Genomic DNA, 16977 nt, shown 5'->3' with positions numbered 1-16977 from the left:
CCGGCGTCCCCAATTGAATTCGGTCGCTGCGCCCAAACAGCGACCACACCGTGAGGAGATGTTGTCTTGAGACGACTGACATCAGCAGGGGCGGTGGCCATCGTCGCGGCAGCGGGTCTTGCCGGGGCGTTCACCGGCTCACCCGCGGGTGCCGTGGAACGTACGGCTCCGCTCCCGGCGTCCGGCTTCAACCAGCCCGCCGCCGTCCAGGCCGAACAGGCGCTGACCGCGCAGACGGCCGCAGCCCTCGGACTCGCCAGTGGTGAACAACTCGTGGTCCGCGACGTGGTCAAGGACCCGGACGGCACCGAGTACGTCCGCTACGACCGCACCTACAACGGCCTGAAGGTCGTCGGCGGCGATCTGATCGTCAAGCGCAAGGGTGCGGCGGTGGGCGGTGCCATCACAGTCACCTACAACCGCGGCGCCAAGGCCGTCGGGGTCGCGACCAAGCCGACGCTGTCCCAGTCGGCCGCGCTCTCCAAGGCCGCGCAGTCCGCGAAGTTCAAGGCCACCGCGAACAAGGGATCGCTGGTCGTCTTCGTGACGCCGAGCAAGCCCGTGCTCGCCTACGAGGTCGTCACCACCGGCGTCAAGCCGGACCAGACCCCGTCGGTGCTGCACTCGTTCATCGACGCCAAGACCGGCGCCCTGCTGGACCAGGACGACGAGATCAAGACCGGCACTGGCAACTCGATGTACTCCGGCACCGTCAGCATCGGCACGTCGGGCAGCTTCACCATGACCGACCCTAGCCGCGGTGGCAACTTCACCACCGACCTCAACGGTGCGACCTCCGGCAACGGCACCACGTTCACCGACCCTGACGACACCTGGGGCACCGGCGCAGCGTCGAACCGCCAGACCGCCGGTGTGGACGCGCACTACGGCGCCCAGCTGACCTGGGACTACTACAAGAACGTCCACGGCCGGAACGGCATCTTCAACAACGGTCAGGGCGCTCGTTCCCGGACCCACTACGGCAACGCGTACGTGAACGCGTTCTGGGACGGCACCCAGATGACGTACGGCGACGGCTCGGGCAACACCCACCCGCTGACCGCCATCGACGTCGCCGGTCACGAGATGAGCCACGGTGTCACCGAGGCGACCGCCAACCTGAACTACTCCGGTGACGCGGGCGGCCTGAACGAGGCCACCTCCGACATCTTCGGCACCATGGTCGAGTTCTCCGCGAACAACTCGTCCGACCCGGGTGACTACCTGATCGGCGAGAAGATCAACATCAACGGCAACGGAACGCCGCTGCGCTACATGGACAAGCCGTCGAAGGACGGAGCCAGCGTGGACTGCTGGTCGACCAGCACCGGCGGACTCGACCCGCACTACTCCTCCGGCCCGCTGAACCACTGGTTCTACCTGGCCTCCGAGGGCACCGGCAGCAAGGTCATCGGCGGTGTGACGCACAGCAGCACCGCCTGCAACGGCGCCACCATCACCGGTGTCGGCCACGACGTCGCCGCCAAGGTCTGGTACCGCACGCTGAGCACCAAGCTGAGCTCGGGCAGCACCTACAAGGACGCCCGGGAGGGTGCCATCACCTCCGCGGTCGAGTTGTACGGCGCCGACTCGGCCCAGTGCAAGGGCATCGAGGCTGCCTTCAGCGGGATCTCGGTTCCGGCCGGCGCGGCCAAGTGCAGCGGTGGCACCGAGCCGCCGCCCAGCGGTGACAACCTGCTGCAGAACCCGGGCTTCGAGTCCGGCGCGGTGAACTGGACCGGCACCGCCGGCCCGATCACCAACGACACCGGCCGTCCGGCGCGCACCGGCAGCTGGAAGCTGTGGCTGCAGGGCAACGGTCGCGCCACCACCGAGAACGTCGGCCAGTCGGTCGCGATCCCGGCCTCGGCGACCACGGCCACGCTGTCGTTCTGGATCCGGATCGACTCCGCCGAGACCACCACCTCGACGGCGTACGACACGGCGAAGGTGCAGGTGGTCGACGGTTCGACCACCACGACGCTGGCGACGTACTCGAACCTGAACAAGAACACGTCGTACGTCCAGAAGACGCTCAACGTGTCGCAGTACAAGGGGAAGACCGTCACGGTGAAGTTCGTCGGCCAGGAGGACTCCTCCCTTCAGACCAGCTTCGTCATCGACGACACCTCGCTCACCGCGAGCTGACGCGGTAACCCGTCCGGGGCGCGCGCGGCCCACCGCCCGCTGGCCTGCGCGCCCCGGATTCTTCTTCTTTGATTGAGGCCAAAGGAGATCCGCCCATGCACAAGTCCCTTGTCTCCGGACTCGGCGCCGTCCTCGTGGCCGGTGCGCTGCTTGCCCCTTCGATTGCCCGCAGTAACGTCGCCGCCGCGGTCGAGTCCCCGGACATCTCCGTCACCAACACCAAGGTCCATCTCGACCAGCTGCAATCGATTGCCACCAGCAACGGTGGCAACCGCTACACCGGCCGGGCCGGTTACAAGGCCTCGGCCGACTACGTGAAGGCCAAGCTCGACGCGGCCGGCTACACCACCACTCTGCAGTCCTTCTCCACCTCGGCGGGTACGTCGTACAACGTGATCGCGGAGTGGCCACACGGCGACGCGAACCACGTGGTGATGGCCGGCTCGCACCTGGACAGCGTCAGCGCCGGTCCGGGGATCAACGACAACGGTTCTGGCAGCGCCGGCGTACTCGAAACCGCCCTCGCCTACGCCGCCAGTGGCCAGACGCCCAGGAACCGATTGAGGTTCGGATTCTGGGGTGCCGAGGAGCTCGGCCTGCTCGGCTCGAAGTACTACGTCAACAACCTGCCCGCGGCCGAGCGCGACAAGATCGAGCTGTACCTCAACTTCGACATGATCGCGTCGCCGAACCCGGGCTACTTCGTGTACGACGACAACCCGGCCGGCAACGGTGCTCGCGACGACCTGGTCTCGTACTTCGCCGGCAAGAGCATCCAGACCGAGTTCATCGACGTCCAGGGCCGCTCCGACCACGCGGCGTTCCGGTCGCTCGGCATCCCGACCGCCGGGACCTTCTCCGGTGCCGAGGAGATCAAGTCATCGGCCCAGGCGGCCAAGTGGGGTGGTACGGCGAACCAGGCGTTCGACCCCTGCTACCACCGGTCCTGCGACACCATCAGCAACCTGGACCTGACCTCACTGGATCGGCAGATTGACGCCATCGGCCACATGATCTGGAACTACGCCCGGAAGGACTACACCAGCGGCCCGCCACCCGGCGGTGACAACCTGATCCTCAACCCCGGCTTCGAATCCGGTACGGCGAACTGGACCGGAACCACCGGCGTGATCACTAACAGCACGTCCCGGCCCGCGCACGGCGGGTCGTACAAGGCGTGGCTGCAGGGCAACGGCCGGAGCAGCACCGAGAACGTCGGTCAGTCGGTGGCGATCCCGGCCGCGGCGACGGCGGCGTCGCTGTCGTTGTGGATCCGGATCGACACCGCCGAGACGACCACCTCGACGGTCTACGACACGGTCAAAGTTCAGATTGTCGACAATGGGACAACTGCGACGCTGGCGACGTACTCGAACGTCGACCGCACCACGTCGTACGTGCAGAAGACGCTGAACGTCCTTGCCTACAAGGGGAAAGCCGTCACCGTGCGGTTCCTCGGGCAGGAGGACTCGTCGCTGCAGACCAGCTTCGTCATCGACGACGTGGCACTGACGACCAGTTAGACCGGCTTGCACAGCTTGCCCGGTGGGATGGCGGCTTCGGTGAGCAGTTTGCCCACCGGGGCCGCCAGCGGCTTCACCTTGGGGTCCTCGAGCCGGGCGGTCTTCCCGTTCGCGGAGACCGCCAGGATCATGTCGTCGGGGTGCTTGACCGTCGGCTTGGTGGCGACCAGGCTCGCCCAGTCGACCTGCTGAGCGGCCGTGGTGATGGTCGCCAGCAGGGTGGGATCGAGCTTGCAGCGGATCGTGTCCTTGCCGCGCGAGCTCACCGTGGCGACACCGTCGGTGCCGATCAGCACCTGATCGTCGAAGCCGGCGAACCCACCCTTCCTCGACACCGTCAGTGGCAGCCCTGCGCCGACCGGGGTCGACTGCGTCACAGTCGGTGCGCTACTCGATGCAGGGGAGGGCGGGGGGTTGCCCACTCCGCCGTCGGACTCGTTGCCGCACCCGCTCAGGACGAGACCGGCGACTGCGGCGACTGCGGCGTACCTGCTGAAGTTCCTCACGCACCATGGATACCCGTAGACGTGCCGTTCGTTGCAGCTGTGACACGACTGAGATGTGATCGTCAGACGACCGGTGACACCAGGTCGACCAGCGCACGGGTGAGCAGGACGCGATCCTCGAACAGCGCGAGCGAGGCACCGTCGCTCATCTTGGTGATCTCCTCCAACGGCAGTGCGGTGAAGGTTGCGCGAGCGCACAGCGAGCCGAGGTAGCCGTACAGCACTTGCTCCTCGGTCACCTGCATCCCCTCCGCGGCCAAGCCCTTGATGAACGCCTTCAGGATGACCTTGTGCACGGCCGGCAGCGCCTCGGACGCCAGCTCACCGGCGTGCGCCAGCCCGACGAGCAACTGCCCCAGGTCGAACCCGACCGCCTGCGGGCAGTCGAACCCCCAGTCGATCACCACGAACTCGTCCGTCCCCTCCGGCACGAGAAGATTCTGCGGACTCGCATCCCCGTGCTGGTAGCACTGTGGCAGCGCGTCGAGAGCGTCCAGTACGGCGGGCAGCCGTTCGCCCAGCTCGAGCAGATCGTCACGCAGCCGGTGGTCGCCGACGTTGCAGACCGCCGCGGCGAGCAGCGGGTGCCGCCACGTCTCGGGGTCGGCGATCGCCGGCAGTGCGGACGTCTGCACGCGCCCGCCGGTGTAGTACCGCAGTCCGACGCCCGGGGTGGTGACGTTGCCGCGGGGGAGCAGTGGCTCGACCAGATGTGGCTGACGCCGGGCGGAGAGCAGGCCGAGCAGGTACGCCGCCCGCTCGAACCGCTCCATCGGCCATGGACCGGGCTCCTGGACGATGTTCTCCATCCACAGGGTGCCGCGGTCGTCGTCGTACACGTCGATCCGGTAGGCCTGGGGCAGGCGCATGCCGTCCGGGAGGACGTCGGCGATGCCGCTGCGGTGTACGGCGATCTCGAGCTGCCAGGGCAGGTTCTGGATGAACGCCGCCCGGAACTGCTCGGGCACCATGTCGATGTACGCCCAGTGTCGCGGCGACTGGAACTTCTTCACGAAACACGACCAGCCGACCGTGTCGCCGGCCGCGGTGGTCGCCGTACCGAAAAGCCGGAGCAGCGCCGCGGTGCTCGGTGTGCCGATCGGGTAGTCGACCGGTTCGACCCGGACGTCGCCAGGCGTGGCGGCCGGATCGCCGGTGATCGTCCGGACCAGCGCGGTGAAGTCGTGGCCGGCCAAGGCGTCGCGGCCGAGTGGCTCGAGTGCGGTGATCATGTCGTTCCCCCCATGCGGTCTGGCTGCCCAGCGTCCGCCCCGACCTTCTGCCAGTCTTCAGAAGGAAGTAAAGCAGCCTTACTATCGAGATAGTAAAGTGGCCTTATGACTTCCGTCAATGACCTGTCGGGCCGGCCGTCGGGCCCGTGGCCCGAGCACATCGCCGGGTTGCTCGGAGGAGCACTGCGGCGGCTCCGGGAGGAGATCTTGGCGGTGTCGGACGACTTCCCGGGCCTGCGGGTCTCGCACTACCGGCTGCTCGAGCTGATTCCGCCGGACGGGGCGCGGATCACCGATCTGGCCGAGGTCGCGTTGATGACGAAGCAGGCGCTCGGGCAGCACGTGGACTACCTGCAGGGGCTCGGGTACACCGAGTCCGACCGGCTCCGCGCCGACCGCCGGGTCCGGCTGGTACGGCGTACCGCCCGGGGGGAGGAGGCGGTCGAGTTCAGCCGGGCCGCGATCGAGCGCGTCGAAGCGCTGTGGGCGGACCAGCTAGGCCCAGAGCGCTACGAGGAATTCCGGGAGATCCTGCGGGTGATCGGGGCCTGAGCCGGGAGCACCACACCCGGCCTAGCCGGCCCGGTACGTCGCGATGCTGACGGCGATGTAGTGGCAGACGAACGCGGCCACGGTGAACGCGTGGAAGATCTCGTGGAAGCCGAACCAGCGCGGTGACGGGTTCGGCCGCTTGGTGCCGTAGACGACCGCGCCGATCGAGTAGAGGCCGCCGCCGATCGCGATCAGCGTGACCACCGCGGCGCCGCCCTGGTGGTAGATGTCACCCATCCAGAAGATCGCGACCCAGCCGAGCGCCAGGTAGATCGGCGTGTACAGCCAGCGCGGAGCGTGCACCCAGAAGATCCGGAACAGGATGCCGAGCAGGGCGCCGCCCCAGACCAGGCCGAGCATCAGCGCGCGACCCTCGCCGTGCAGCAGCACCATCCCGAGCGGGGTGTAGGTGCCGGCGATCAGCAGGAAGATGTTGCTGTGGTCGAGCCGGCGCAGGATCGCCTCGCCGGTCGGGCCCCAGTAGAACCGGTGGTACAGCGCCGAGATACCGAACAGCAGCATCGCGCCCACGGTGTAGACGGCGGCGGCCCAGCGGGCGTTGGCATGCGGGGCGAGACAGATGAGCACGATGCCGGCGGCAGTCGCGAACGGGAAGGTGCCCGCATGGAGCCAGCCGCGAAGCTTCGGCTTGAGCGGTCCGATCCGGCCGGAGAGCCGGTGGCCCGCTTCCTGAGGCTGGGCGCTGGTAGCGGTCATCGCCGTCCTTTCGAGGGGTGCCGGGGCGGTTCAGTACCTACGCAACCGTAACCTACGGAACCGTAGGTTCAAATGGTTCGGAAGCATGAAATGTAGGCGAGATCACCGGGTGGCACACCTCTCCTCGCGTGTCCGACGCGAGAACTTCGGCGAAAGTTCGATCTTCCTGGCAGCTTGCTCCAAGGTGCTCTGTGCCCTCTCAACCCGGGGCGAATCTGGGCTAGCCTCGTGACTGAGAGCACTGGAGGAGAGCACCCTGCCCATGCGGACACCTGGCAAGCAGAAACTGCGCGATGCGGTGTACGGCCTGTACGAGCGCCGGCTGCGGCGATCCTTGTCGCCGGACCGGATCCCGCGGCACATCGGCGTCATCATCGACGGCAACCGGCGCTGGGCCCGGGCGGTCGGCGACCCGGTGTCGCGCGGCCACGAGGCCGGGGCGAACAAGATCGTCGAGTTCCTCGACTGGTGCGACGACGTCGGCGTCAAGGTCGTCACGGTCTGGATGCTGTCCACGGACAACCTGAGCCGTCCGGCCGACGAGCTGGAGCCGCTGCTGCGGATCATCGAGCAGACGGTCGAGGAGCTGACCGCGATCGGCCGCTGGCGGATCCACCCGGTCGGCGCGCTGGACCTGTTACCCGGAGCCACCGCCGAGGCACTGAAGACGGCCGAGGCGGACACGCACGGCATCGAAGGGATGCTGGTCAACGTCGCGGTCGGGTACGGCGGCCGCCGCGAGCTGGCCGACGCCGTCCGCTCGCTGCTGCTCGAGGAGGCCGCGCAGGGCATCTCGATCGAGGAGCTGGCCGAGCGGGTCGACGTCGAGCACATCGCCCGGCACCTGTACACGAAGGGCCAGCCGGACCCGGACCTGGTCATCCGGACGTCGGGTGAGCAGCGCCTGGGCGGTTTCCTGCTGTGGCAGAGCGCGTTGAGCGAGTTCTACTTCTGTGAAGCTCTGTGGCCGGACTTCCGGCACGTCGACTTCCTGCGGGCGGTCCGCAGTTATGCGCAGCGAGAGCGCCGGTTCGGGACCTGACCCCGCGTCCACACCTCGCGGGGGTGGAAGGTGTAACACACCGTTAACCCCGTGGCCGGGCGTGTCGGGCTGCGGGGTTTGCAGGACCCTCCTACCCTGACTATGACGGTCGGAGGGGAAGCCGGCTGTCCGGGAGGCCCGATCAGCTTGAGAATCGTTCGCCAGCCGGTTGCCCCATGAGGGGCAGAACGGAGTGCCCGAGACCCCAGGTCTCGATCTCACTGGTTCCCGGATCCGCTCGTGCGGCGGTCCGGAGGGGATCTGCACGAGATCACCCCCGCTCCCGGTCCAACACCTAACCACTGGTGGGCCGGGCGTGGTGCACGTCGCGGCCCGAGAGGACGTGCGACATGGCTGCCACCCACGCCAAGGCGTCAAGTACCTCATCCACACCGGCCCAGCGCACTTTTGTGCTGGACACCTCCGTACTCCTGTCCGACCCGCACGCGATGGTGCGGTTCGACGAGCACGAGGTGGTCGTCCCGGTGGTCGTCGTCACCGAATTGGAGGGCAAACGGCATCACCCGGAACTCGGTTACTTCGCTCGCACCGCACTGCGGCTGCTCGACGAGCTCCGGATCCTTCATGGACGTCTGGACGCGCCCCTGCCAGTGGGAGAGAAGGGTGGAACCCTCCGGGTCGAACTGAACCACACCGATCCGGAGACCTTGCCGGCCGGCTTCCGGCTCGGCGACAACGACAGCCGCATCCTGGCCGTGGCCTGCAACTTCAAGGCCGAGGGCAAGGACGTCACGCTGGTCTCGAAGGACCTGCCGATGCGGGTCAAGGCGTCGGCCTGCGGCCTGATGGCCGAGGAGTACCGGGCCGAGCTGACGCTGGAGTCCGGCTGGACCGGGATGAGCGAGCTCGAGGTCGAGACGCGCGATGTGGACGACCTGTACGAGAACGGCGTACTGGAGCTGCCGCAGGCCGGTGAGTTCCCGACCCACACCGGGCTGGTGCTGCTGTCCGACCGGGGCAGTGCGCTCGGCCGGGTGATGCCGGACAAGCGGATCCGGCTGGTCCGCGGCGACCGGGAGGCGTTCGGTATCCGTGGCCGGTCGGCCGAACAGCGGGTCGCGCTCGACCTGCTGCTGGACCCGGACGTGGGGATCATCTCGCTCGGTGGCCGGGCGGGTACCGGTAAGTCGGCGCTCGCGCTCTGCGCCGGGCTGGAGGCGGTGATGGAGCGGCGGCAGCACAAGAAGGTGGTCGTGTTCCGGCCGTTGTTCGCGGTCGGTGGCCAGGAGCTCGGGTACCTGCCCGGCTCGGAGTCGGAGAAGATGCAGCCGTGGGCACAGGCCGTGTACGACACGCTCGGTGCGCTCACCAGCGGTGACGTGATCGACGAGGTGATGGACCGCGGCATGCTCGAGGTGCTGCCGCTGACCCACATCCGTGGCCGGTCGCTGCACGACGCGTTCGTGATCGTGGACGAGGCGCAGTCGCTCGAGCGCAACGTGCTGCTCACGGTGCTGTCCCGCGTCGGTGCGAACTCACGGGTCGTGCTCACCCACGACGTCGCCCAGCGCGACAACCTGCGGGTCGGCCGGCACGACGGTGTGGTCGCCGTGGTCGAGCAACTGAAGGGGCACCCGCTGTTCGCGCATGTGACGCTGACACGGTCCGAGCGCTCGCCGATCGCCGCGCTGGTCACCGAGATGCTGGATGACCTGCAGCTGTAAGGAGTGTGTAGGGTTTTAGGTAATTTGATCTGTAAAGCACGCGTAAGACTTCGGGCCGACGGTGCGGCCGCCACACAGGCGGCCGCACCGTTCGTTCGTGACCTGCTTGTGATCACGCTCGGTTTACGCCAGAGTATGTTCTCGTTGCAGCCGACGGGGGTCGGGTTTTCTCGGAAGGACAGATGAAAGCGAAGCGCTCCGTCGCGGCTCTCTCAGTGACTGGGATCGTCGTCGTCTCCGTTGTCGCCAGTATCGACCTCTTCAGCTCCCCCGGGAGCAGCAGCGCCTCGGAGCAGGTCTCCGGGCGGGCCGAGATGGCCGTGCTGAACAGCGAGAAGGCCCACGCCGCCGCCATGCCGTCGATCAAGCCGGAGGCCGCCAAGCAGCAGGCCCAGGAGGTGGCCCGGATGCGGATCCAGGTCGAGGCTGTCGAGGTCGCGCGGAGGGCCGCGCGGAAGGCCGCGCAGGACCAGTCCGACCTGAAGCAGGCAGCCAAGAACGCCGCACTCAAGCGCTACGAGGCGCTGCAGAAGACCGACGAGAACTCGCGCGAGGAGCGGGCCAGCCGCGATGCCGAGCGGAAGAAGCTCGAGGGCACGCCCAAGGAGGTCGCGATGAACCTCCTGCCCGACCACGGCTGGGGCGAGAGCCAGTTCAGCTGTCTCGAGAAGCTGTGGAACAAGGAGTCCCGCTGGCGGGTCGACGCCGACAACCCGTCCTCCTCGGCGTACGGCATCCCGCAGGCCCTTCCCGGCAACCGGATGGCGGCCTACGGCTCCGACTGGCGCACCAACCCGGTCGTCCAGATCAAGTGGGGCCTCGACTACATCGAGAACACCTACGGCTCCCCCTGCTCCGCCTGGGGCCACTCCCAGGCCAAGGGCTGGTACTGACGCTGACCGAGCTGGCACGGGCTGTCAGTGAACGCGGCGAACTGGTTCTGCGCCGGCGCGACGACGAGGCCCTCGAACTGCGGGTGAACGGCGTCTTCGTGATGGACGACCGCGAGACCTCGAGTGAGGAGCTGCTGGCGTCGGCGGCGCTGGCCTCGGTACGGCGGCCCGACCGGGTGCTCGTGGGTGGTCTGGGCCTCGGCTACACCGTCCGTGCGCTGCTCGCCGACGCCCGCTTGGGTTCGGTGGTCGTCGCCGAGATCGAGCCCGACCTGGTGGCGTGGATGCGGTCCGGCCTGGTGCCGTCGGTCCTCGACGATCCCCGGGTGTCTGTCTCGCTCGGTGACGTCCGAGATGTGGTCACCGCGACGGCGGACGCGTCCCTGGACGCGATTCTCCTGGACGTCGACAACGGCCCGGACTTCCTTGTCTACAACGAGAACTCAGCGATCTACTCGTCATCGTTCCTGACCGTGTGCCGGTCCAAGTTGCGGACCGGCGGCGTACTCACGGTCTGGTCGTCGTCTGCGTCGGACGCGCTGGCGTCCGCCGTCTCGTCGGTCTTCGGTGCCTGCCAGGTGACGCCGGTTCCGGTGACGCTGCAGGGGCGTGACGAGACCTACTACGTGTACCAGGGTTCGTTTTCCACAGGCTGACGATCCGTCGCCGGGGACGACGCGGAGCGACGTACTCTGCAGGTATGGGTGACAACGTGGAATTCAGGATCGAGCACGACACGATGGGCGAGGTCAAGGTGCCTCGGGACGCGTTGTGGCGGGCGCAGACCCAGCGCGCGGTGGAGAACTTCCCGATCTCCGGGCGGCCGCTGGCTCCGGCGCTCGTGCACGCGCTCGCGCAGATCAAGGCCTCGGCGGCCGTGGTGAACGCTGAGCTCGGCGTGCTGGACGACGAGCGGGCTGCCGCGATCGTGGCCGCCGCGGACCAGGTGGCCGCGGGGGAGTACGACGCGGAGTTCCCGATCGACGTGTTCCAGACCGGCTCGGGCACCTCGACGAACATGAATGCGAACGAGGTGCTCGCGACACTGGCCACCCGGTCGCACGGCGCCGACGTGCATCCGAACGACCACGTGAACGCGTCCCAGTCCAGCAACGACACCTTCCCGTCGGCGATCCACGTCGCGGCGACGGCGGGCGTTGTCCACGAGTTGTTGCCGGCCCTCGAGCACCTGGCGGATTCCCTGTCTCGTAAGGGATCCGAGTTCGCCGAGGTGGTGAAGTCGGGGCGGACGCACCTGATGGACGCGACGCCGGTGACGCTCGGGCAGGAGTTCAACGGGTACGCGCAGCAGGTGGGTCGCGGGGCGGATCGGGTCCGGGGGACGTTGTCGCGGGTGGCTGAGCTCCCGCTCGGCGGGACGGCCGTCGGGACGGGCATCAACACGCCGCCCGGGTTCGCCGCGGCCGTGATCGCCGAGCTGAACCGGCGGACCGGGCTCCAGTTCAGCGAGGCCGAGGACCACTTCGAGGCCCAGGGTGCGCGGGACGGCCTGGTCGAGCTGTCCGGGCAACTGAAGACGGTCGCGGTCAGCCTGACGAAGATCTGCAACGACCTGCGCTGGATGGGGTCCGGACCACGTGCCGGGCTGGGGGAGATCGCGCTGCCGGACCTGCAGCCGGGGTCGAGCATCATGCCCGGCAAGGTGAATCCGGTGATCTGCGAGGCGACGCTGATGGTCGCCGCCCAGGTGATCGGCAACGACACGGCGATCACCGTGGCCGGTGCCGGAGGCAACTTCGAGCTCAACGTGATGCTGCCGGTGATCGCGCGCAACCTGCTCGAGTCCATCACCCTGCTCGCCAACAGCACCCGTCTGCTGGCCGATCGCTGCGTCGACGGCATCACCGCGAACGTCGAGCACGCCCGCGCGCTGGCCGAGTCGTCGCCGTCGATCGTGACGCCGCTGAATCGCCACATCGGGTACGAGAATGCCGCGGCGGTGGCCAAGAGCGCTTTGAAACAAGGCAAAACGATCCGCGAGGTCGTGATCGAGAACGGCCACGTCGAAAAGGGTGACCTGACCGAAGAGCAGTTGGATGCGGCCCTCGACGTCCTCTCGATGACCCGGCCGGCCGACTCGTGACGGCGTACTGGGAGCCGGGGACGACGATCGAGTGGGTGTACCAGGGGACCGGGCGGCATGCGGACAAGCCGAACGTCCGGCCGATGACGGTGGTGCGTGACGACACGGACGGGCTGGTCGCCTGGCTCGCGCCCGGTACGCCGCTGATCAAGCCGGTGCTGGTGGACGGACGGGAGACCCGGTACGCCGGTCCGGTCGGGATGTTCACCGCGGACCGGGTGCTGAAGCTGGACGTCTGGCGCGGCACCGGGATCCTGAAGGTGCTGCCGCCGGGCAAGCCGTGGTCGGTCTGGCACTTCTGGGACGACGACCGCACGTTCCGCGGCTGGTACGTGAATCTCGAGGCACCGCATGTCCGGGAGGGTCTTCGGACCAGCACGGTCGACCGCGTCCTCGATCTGTGGATCCATCCGGACCGGACGATCGAGTGGAAGGACGAGGACGAACTGGAAGGCGCGGTGACCGCCGGGCGCTACACCGCCGCCGAGGCCGACCGCATCATCGCCGACGCCCACGCCGCCGTCCGCGAGATCGAGGCGTGGACCTCCCCATTCGCCGACGGCTGGCAGTCCTGGACCCCGCCACTCCACTGGCGCCTTCCCGCGGCGCCCACCACCCATCAACCCGACCTGATCGCCGAGGAGCTACACAGTTGACCCCACAAGTCCTCCTCCGCACCGGCTGAAAAACTCCGCACAACGGGTGGGTCACGAGCGCTTCCATCCGGCGGGTTCGGACTTACCTTGGAAACATGTACACCATCGAGTTGCAGGACGAGGAGCTCCAGCTGCTGCGATCCGCGCTGCGAAGCTACCTCCAGGCCTTCGGGCACAATGAAGCCGACCTGGTTCAGGCCGCGAAGACGCTCATGCTCAAGTTGCCCGAAGCTGTCGACAGCAAGGCCGGCTGAGCGTCACCTCTCCACCGGCTCCAGGACGGCCACCGGGATCGTGCGCTTGGCCTTCGTCGCGAACCGGCCGATGCCAGGATCCTCGCGCAGGATGACGTTCGTCCACACGGTGTGCCGCTCCGGACCGGTCAGCTCGCGGGCGTGCATGAGGCTGTGCTTCGCGCCGATCTGCGCGTCGGTCGTCCCGGCGGCGCGCAGGTTGCGGAACCAGTCCGGATCCTGGCGTGATCCCGACCCGGTGCCCCAGACGATCAGGCCGTCGGGCGTTTCCAGGTAGCGCACGCACGTCGAGCGCGGTACGCCGGTCCGACGGCCGGGCGTGGTCAGCATCAGCACGTGGACGTCCTTGCTGCCGCTGGCCAGCCGCCCGTCGAGGGTGCGGTACATCCACACGCCGATCCGATTCCCGAACCTCAGCATTCTCCGGCCCATCACACACCACCCCCGATCCCGAGGGTCCTGCGATCACCCGATGCCGTCAAGAAGTTAGCGCGGGCGGACCGTGAGCGGCACCGGCTTGGCGGTGTCGGTGAAGAAGTCGTTGCCCTTGTCATCTACGACGATGAAGGCGGGGAAGTCCTCGACCTGGATCTTCCACACGGCTTCCATACCGAGCTCGGCGTACTCGATCACATCGACCGACTTGATGCAGTCCTGCGCCAGCCGCGCCGCCGGTCCACCGATCGAGCCCAGGTAGAACCCGCCGTGCTCCTTGCACGCGGCCGTCACCTTCGCCGACCGGTTGCCCTTGGCAAGCATCACGAACGATCCACCGGCCGCCTGGAACTGATCGACGTACGCGTCCATCCGCCCCGCCGTCGTCGGCCCGAACGACCCCGACGCGTACCCCTCGGGCGTCTTGGCCGGACCGGCGTAGTACACCGCGTGATCGCGCAGGTAGTCAGGCATCGGCTCGCCCGCGTCCAGCCGCTCCTTGATCTTGGCGTGCGCGATGTCGCGCGCCACCACGAGCGGCCCGCTCAGCGAGAGCCGCGTCTTCACCGGGAGCTTGGACAGCTCTGCCCGGATCTCGCTCATCGGCCGGTTCAGATCAACATGGACGACGTTCGTGTCGTCAGCGAGGTACTCGTCGGTCGTGTCCGGCAGGAAGCGGGCCGGATCGCGCTCGAGCTGCTCCAGGAACACACCCTCCGGCGTGATCTTCGCGAGCGCCTGCCGGTCCGCGGAGCACGAGACCGCGATCGCGACCGGGCAAGACGCGCCGTGCCGCGGCAGCCGGATCACCCGGACGTCGTGGCAGAAGTACTTCCCGCCGAACTGCGCGCCGATCCCGAACTGCTGCGTGAGCTTGAAGACTTCCTCCTCCAGCTCCACGTCCCGGAACCCGTGCCCCACCGGCGATCCCGCCGTCGGCAGCGAGTCGAGGTAGTGCGCCGAGGCGTACTTCGCGGTCTTCAGCGCGAACTCCGCCGATGTCCCGCCGACCACGACCGCGAGGTGGTACGGCGGGCAGGCCGCCGTACCCAGGGAGCGGATCTTCTCGTCCAGGAACTTCATCATCCCGGCCGGGTTGAGCACCGCCTTGGTCTCCTGGAACAGGAACGACTTGTTCGCCGAGCCGCCGCCCTTGGCCATGAACAGGAACTTGTACGCCGGGTCGTCCTTGGCCGGGGTCGAATACAGCTCGATCTGGGCCGGCAGGTTGGAGCCGGTGTTCTTCTCGTCCCACATGTTCAGCGGGGCCATTTGCGAGTAGCGCAGGTTCAGCTTGGTGTAGGCGTCGTACACGCCGCGGCTGATCCATTCCTCGTCGACCGCGCCGGTGAGCACGCCCTCGGACTTCTTGCCCATCACGATCGCGGTGCCGGTGTCCTGGCACATCGGCAGTACGCCGCCGGCCGAGATGTTCGCGTTCTTCAGCAGGTCGAGCGCGACGAACCGGTCGTTCCCGGACGCCTCCGGGTCGTCGATGATCCGTCGCAACTGCGTGAGGTGCGCGGTCCGCAGGTAGTGCGAGATGTCGTGCATCGCCTCCGCGGTCAGCGCCTGCAGCACCTGCGGCTCCACCTGCAGGAAGGTCCGGCCGCCGGCCGTGAACGTGCTGACACCCTCGGTCGTCAGCAACCGGTACTCCGTCTCGTCCGCTCCGAGCGGCAACAGATCCGAGTAATCGAAGTCAGCGGACACCGACATACCTCCAAAACAAGTGGCCTGAGCCCTCCCAGCCTAATTCGGCCACCAGAGCCCCGCTCGCTCACCCCTTGATCGCGCGCCACGCCCCCGGCACCTCAAACCCGAGCGAGAGCCGGTAGTAGGCGCGCTGGTGGCCGGTCATGCTCTTCGTCAGCCCGGTCGTCCGCATGGGCATCCGGCGCCGGAGCGCGACGGCCAGCGCGATGATCGCGAGCCCACCGGCGAAGAACAGGATCGGGGCGGCAAGGCCCATCGACTCCGTTCCGGTCCACTGCTGGATCAGGAGCCACAGGACACCCGCGTACAGCATCACGAGGGCGATCAGGTACACCGCCGCCAGGAGCTTTCCATTGCGCACCGCACCCCAGTCCATGGTGGACAGTATGAGCCCGGGATCAGGGATCGGGTCAGGGGTGAATCGGGGAAGAAACTGGCGGCGGTGCGGCTGGGGCGCGCGTATGGTTTTGGCGTGGCTCAGGATGACGTTCCCCAGGAGAATCGACCGCAGGATGCCGTGCCCGCGCAGGCGCCAACCGGTGACGAGCTGGCGTTGCGCCGGCGGGTGTCGGATCACGAGCGGGAGGAGGTCGCCGACGTACTGCGCGATGCCGCGGGCGAAGGGCGGTTGTCGTACGCCGAGCTCGAGGAGCGCCTGGAGACTCTGTACGCCTCCAAGACGTACGGCGAACTCGTCGAGCTCACCGCCGACCTGCCGAACGGCCCGCGCGCACCGGGAGTCCCGGCCGTCAGCCCGCAGTACAGCGGAGCGATGGTCGAGTCCGGCGCGGCGATCAACGCGTTCATGTCGGAGACCAAGCGCCTCGGCGGCTGGCTCGTGCCGCAGCGTCAGGAGGTGAACGCGGTCCTCGGCGACGTCACGCTGGACTACACCGAGGCCCAGATCCCGTTCGACGAGGTCCACGTCGACGTGAAGTCGATCCTGGCCGACGTGAAGATCCGCGTCCCCCAGAACGCGATCGTCATGCTCGACAGCAACCCCATCCTCGGCTCCGTCTCCGAACAGGAAGCCGGCCTCGGCGCCGTCCCCGACCCCAACACCCCGGCCGCCCACCCCAAGACCTTCCACATCCGCGGCACCGCCATCCTCGGCGAAATCAAAATCAAACGAGGCCCCCGCCTAACCAAACGCCTCGGCCTCACCTGACCCACGGGCCGGCGCCGTCCCGAAGTCGCTGACGCACCCTCGGGAGGGGCATGTCCGTCGTCGCGCCGACTCCGGAGGGGACGCTGTTTCCGTCACCGCACCGCAGCTCACACCGGCCACCGTGGCGTACGCACGAAGATCTCGGCGCGCTCGTCCCCTGATCCCGCTCCGCCCCAGCCCGCTGCGCAACTTCGGGGGGATGTCCGGCTCTTCGGACGTATCCGTGGGTGGTTCGTTCGCCTCCTTCGGGTCCCGGCGGTCGGCCTTGTTCTGTTGGTTGCCGCCAGGTGGGGAGGATCTCGTCCCGGATCGGGTGGGCAGATTCAGGGGATTGTTGCAACGCCTG

General features: G+C 67.9%; 17 protein-coding genes. 11 read left to right on the top strand and 6 right to left on the bottom strand.

The window, feature by feature from the left end; translation table 11 throughout:
- Positions 1 to 93: 93 nt before the first annotated feature.
- Positions 94 to 2148, top strand: coding sequence for a M4 family metallopeptidase (locus ACXC9Q_RS13890; protein WP_457056911.1), 2055 nt, complete (start codon positions 94 to 96; stop codon positions 2146 to 2148).
- 95 nt (positions 2149 to 2243) lie between these two features.
- A complete protein-coding gene (locus ACXC9Q_RS13885; protein WP_457056910.1) occupies positions 2244 to 3671 on the top strand; it encodes a M20/M25/M40 family metallo-hydrolase in 1428 nt (475 codons plus the stop codon).
- Here ACXC9Q_RS13885 and ACXC9Q_RS13880 read toward each other — a convergent pair.
- A complete protein-coding gene (locus tag ACXC9Q_RS13880; RefSeq protein WP_405068770.1) occupies positions 3668 to 4048 on the bottom strand; it encodes a hypothetical protein in 381 nt (126 codons plus the stop codon). The genes ACXC9Q_RS13885 and ACXC9Q_RS13880 overlap by 4 nt on opposite strands.
- A gap of 191 nt (positions 4049 to 4239) precedes the next feature.
- Positions 4240 to 5409, bottom strand: a complete 1170-nt coding sequence (locus tag ACXC9Q_RS13875) for a phosphotransferase (RefSeq protein ID WP_457056909.1) — start codon at positions 5407 to 5409, stop codon at positions 4240 to 4242.
- A gap of 105 nt (positions 5410 to 5514) precedes the next feature.
- Between ACXC9Q_RS13875 and ACXC9Q_RS13870 the strand changes: the two genes are divergently transcribed.
- Positions 5515 to 5961, top strand: coding sequence for a MarR family winged helix-turn-helix transcriptional regulator (locus tag ACXC9Q_RS13870; RefSeq protein ID WP_457056908.1), 447 nt, complete (start codon positions 5515 to 5517; stop codon positions 5959 to 5961).
- A 21-nt stretch (positions 5962 to 5982) separates the two neighbouring features.
- On the opposite strand, the gene trhA is transcribed toward ACXC9Q_RS13870, so the two are convergent.
- On the bottom strand, positions 5983 to 6678 hold the full coding sequence (trhA, locus tag ACXC9Q_RS13865; protein ID WP_457056907.1) for a PAQR family membrane homeostasis protein TrhA: 696 nt from the start codon (positions 6676 to 6678) through the stop codon (positions 5983 to 5985).
- A gap of 262 nt (positions 6679 to 6940) precedes the next feature.
- Here trhA and ACXC9Q_RS13860 point away from each other — a divergent pair, with 262 nt between their 5' ends.
- The 7 genes from ACXC9Q_RS13860 to ACXC9Q_RS13830 all read left to right on the top strand — a co-directional run bounded on the left by ACXC9Q_RS13860 (position 6941) and on the right by ACXC9Q_RS13830 (position 13312).
- Positions 6941 to 7720: an isoprenyl transferase gene (locus ACXC9Q_RS13860; RefSeq protein WP_328526752.1), complete on the top strand. Its 780-nt coding sequence runs from the start codon at positions 6941 to 6943 to the stop codon at positions 7718 to 7720.
- 350 nt (positions 7721 to 8070) lie between these two features.
- Positions 8071 to 9405, top strand: coding sequence for a PhoH family protein (locus tag ACXC9Q_RS13855; RefSeq protein ID WP_329481362.1), 1335 nt, complete (start codon positions 8071 to 8073; stop codon positions 9403 to 9405).
- Positions 9406 to 9587: 182 nt separating this feature from the next.
- Positions 9588 to 10298 (top strand): aggregation-promoting factor C-terminal-like domain-containing protein, encoded by a 711-nt coding sequence (locus ACXC9Q_RS13850; RefSeq protein ID WP_457056906.1) that lies wholly within the window; start codon positions 9588 to 9590, stop codon positions 10296 to 10298.
- Positions 10217 to 10954 carry a spermidine synthase gene (locus ACXC9Q_RS13845; RefSeq protein WP_457056905.1) on the top strand — a complete coding sequence of 246 codons (738 nt, stop codon included), beginning with the start codon at positions 10217 to 10219 and terminating at the stop codon, positions 10952 to 10954. Before ACXC9Q_RS13850 ends, ACXC9Q_RS13845 begins: the two co-directional genes overlap by 82 nt.
- A 44-nt stretch (positions 10955 to 10998) precedes the next feature.
- Positions 10999 to 12402, top strand: coding sequence for a class II fumarate hydratase (locus ACXC9Q_RS13840; protein WP_457056904.1), 1404 nt, complete (start codon positions 10999 to 11001; stop codon positions 12400 to 12402).
- A complete protein-coding gene (locus ACXC9Q_RS13835; RefSeq protein ID WP_457056903.1) occupies positions 12399 to 13058 on the top strand; it encodes a DUF402 domain-containing protein in 660 nt (219 codons plus the stop codon). Before ACXC9Q_RS13840 ends, ACXC9Q_RS13835 begins: the two co-directional genes overlap by 4 nt.
- Before the next feature lie 95 nt (positions 13059 to 13153).
- Positions 13154 to 13312 (top strand): hypothetical protein, encoded by a 159-nt coding sequence (locus ACXC9Q_RS13830; RefSeq protein WP_457056902.1) that lies wholly within the window; start codon positions 13154 to 13156, stop codon positions 13310 to 13312.
- A 3-nt stretch (positions 13313 to 13315) separates the two neighbouring features.
- Here the strand turns inward: ACXC9Q_RS13830 and ACXC9Q_RS13825 are convergent, their stop codons facing one another.
- The 3 genes from ACXC9Q_RS13825 to ACXC9Q_RS13815 all read right to left on the bottom strand — a co-directional run bounded on the left by ACXC9Q_RS13825 (position 13316) and on the right by ACXC9Q_RS13815 (position 15839).
- Positions 13316 to 13732 carry a nitroreductase/quinone reductase family protein gene (locus ACXC9Q_RS13825; protein WP_457056901.1) on the bottom strand — a complete coding sequence of 139 codons (417 nt, stop codon included), beginning with the start codon at positions 13730 to 13732 and terminating at the stop codon, positions 13316 to 13318.
- A gap of 66 nt (positions 13733 to 13798) precedes the next feature.
- Complete coding sequence (locus tag ACXC9Q_RS13820) at positions 13799 to 15466, bottom strand: fumarate hydratase (RefSeq protein ID WP_457056900.1); 1668 nt, start codon at positions 15464 to 15466, stop codon at positions 13799 to 13801.
- A 61-nt stretch (positions 15467 to 15527) separates the two neighbouring features.
- Positions 15528 to 15839, bottom strand: a complete 312-nt coding sequence (locus ACXC9Q_RS13815; protein ID WP_457056899.1) for a hypothetical protein — start codon at positions 15837 to 15839, stop codon at positions 15528 to 15530.
- Between the two features lie 96 nt (positions 15840 to 15935).
- Between ACXC9Q_RS13815 and ACXC9Q_RS13810 the strand changes: the two genes are divergently transcribed.
- Entirely contained in the window at positions 15936 to 16631 is a 696-nt protein-coding gene (locus ACXC9Q_RS13810) for a DUF1707 SHOCT-like domain-containing protein (RefSeq protein WP_457056898.1), read from the top strand.
- Positions 16632 to 16977 lie beyond the last annotated feature (346 nt).

Source organism: Kribbella sp. CWNU-51 (genome assembly GCF_054073265.1).
The sequence above is the reverse complement of the archived record's forward strand: the minus strand, read 5'-3'. Positions and strand labels throughout refer to the sequence as shown.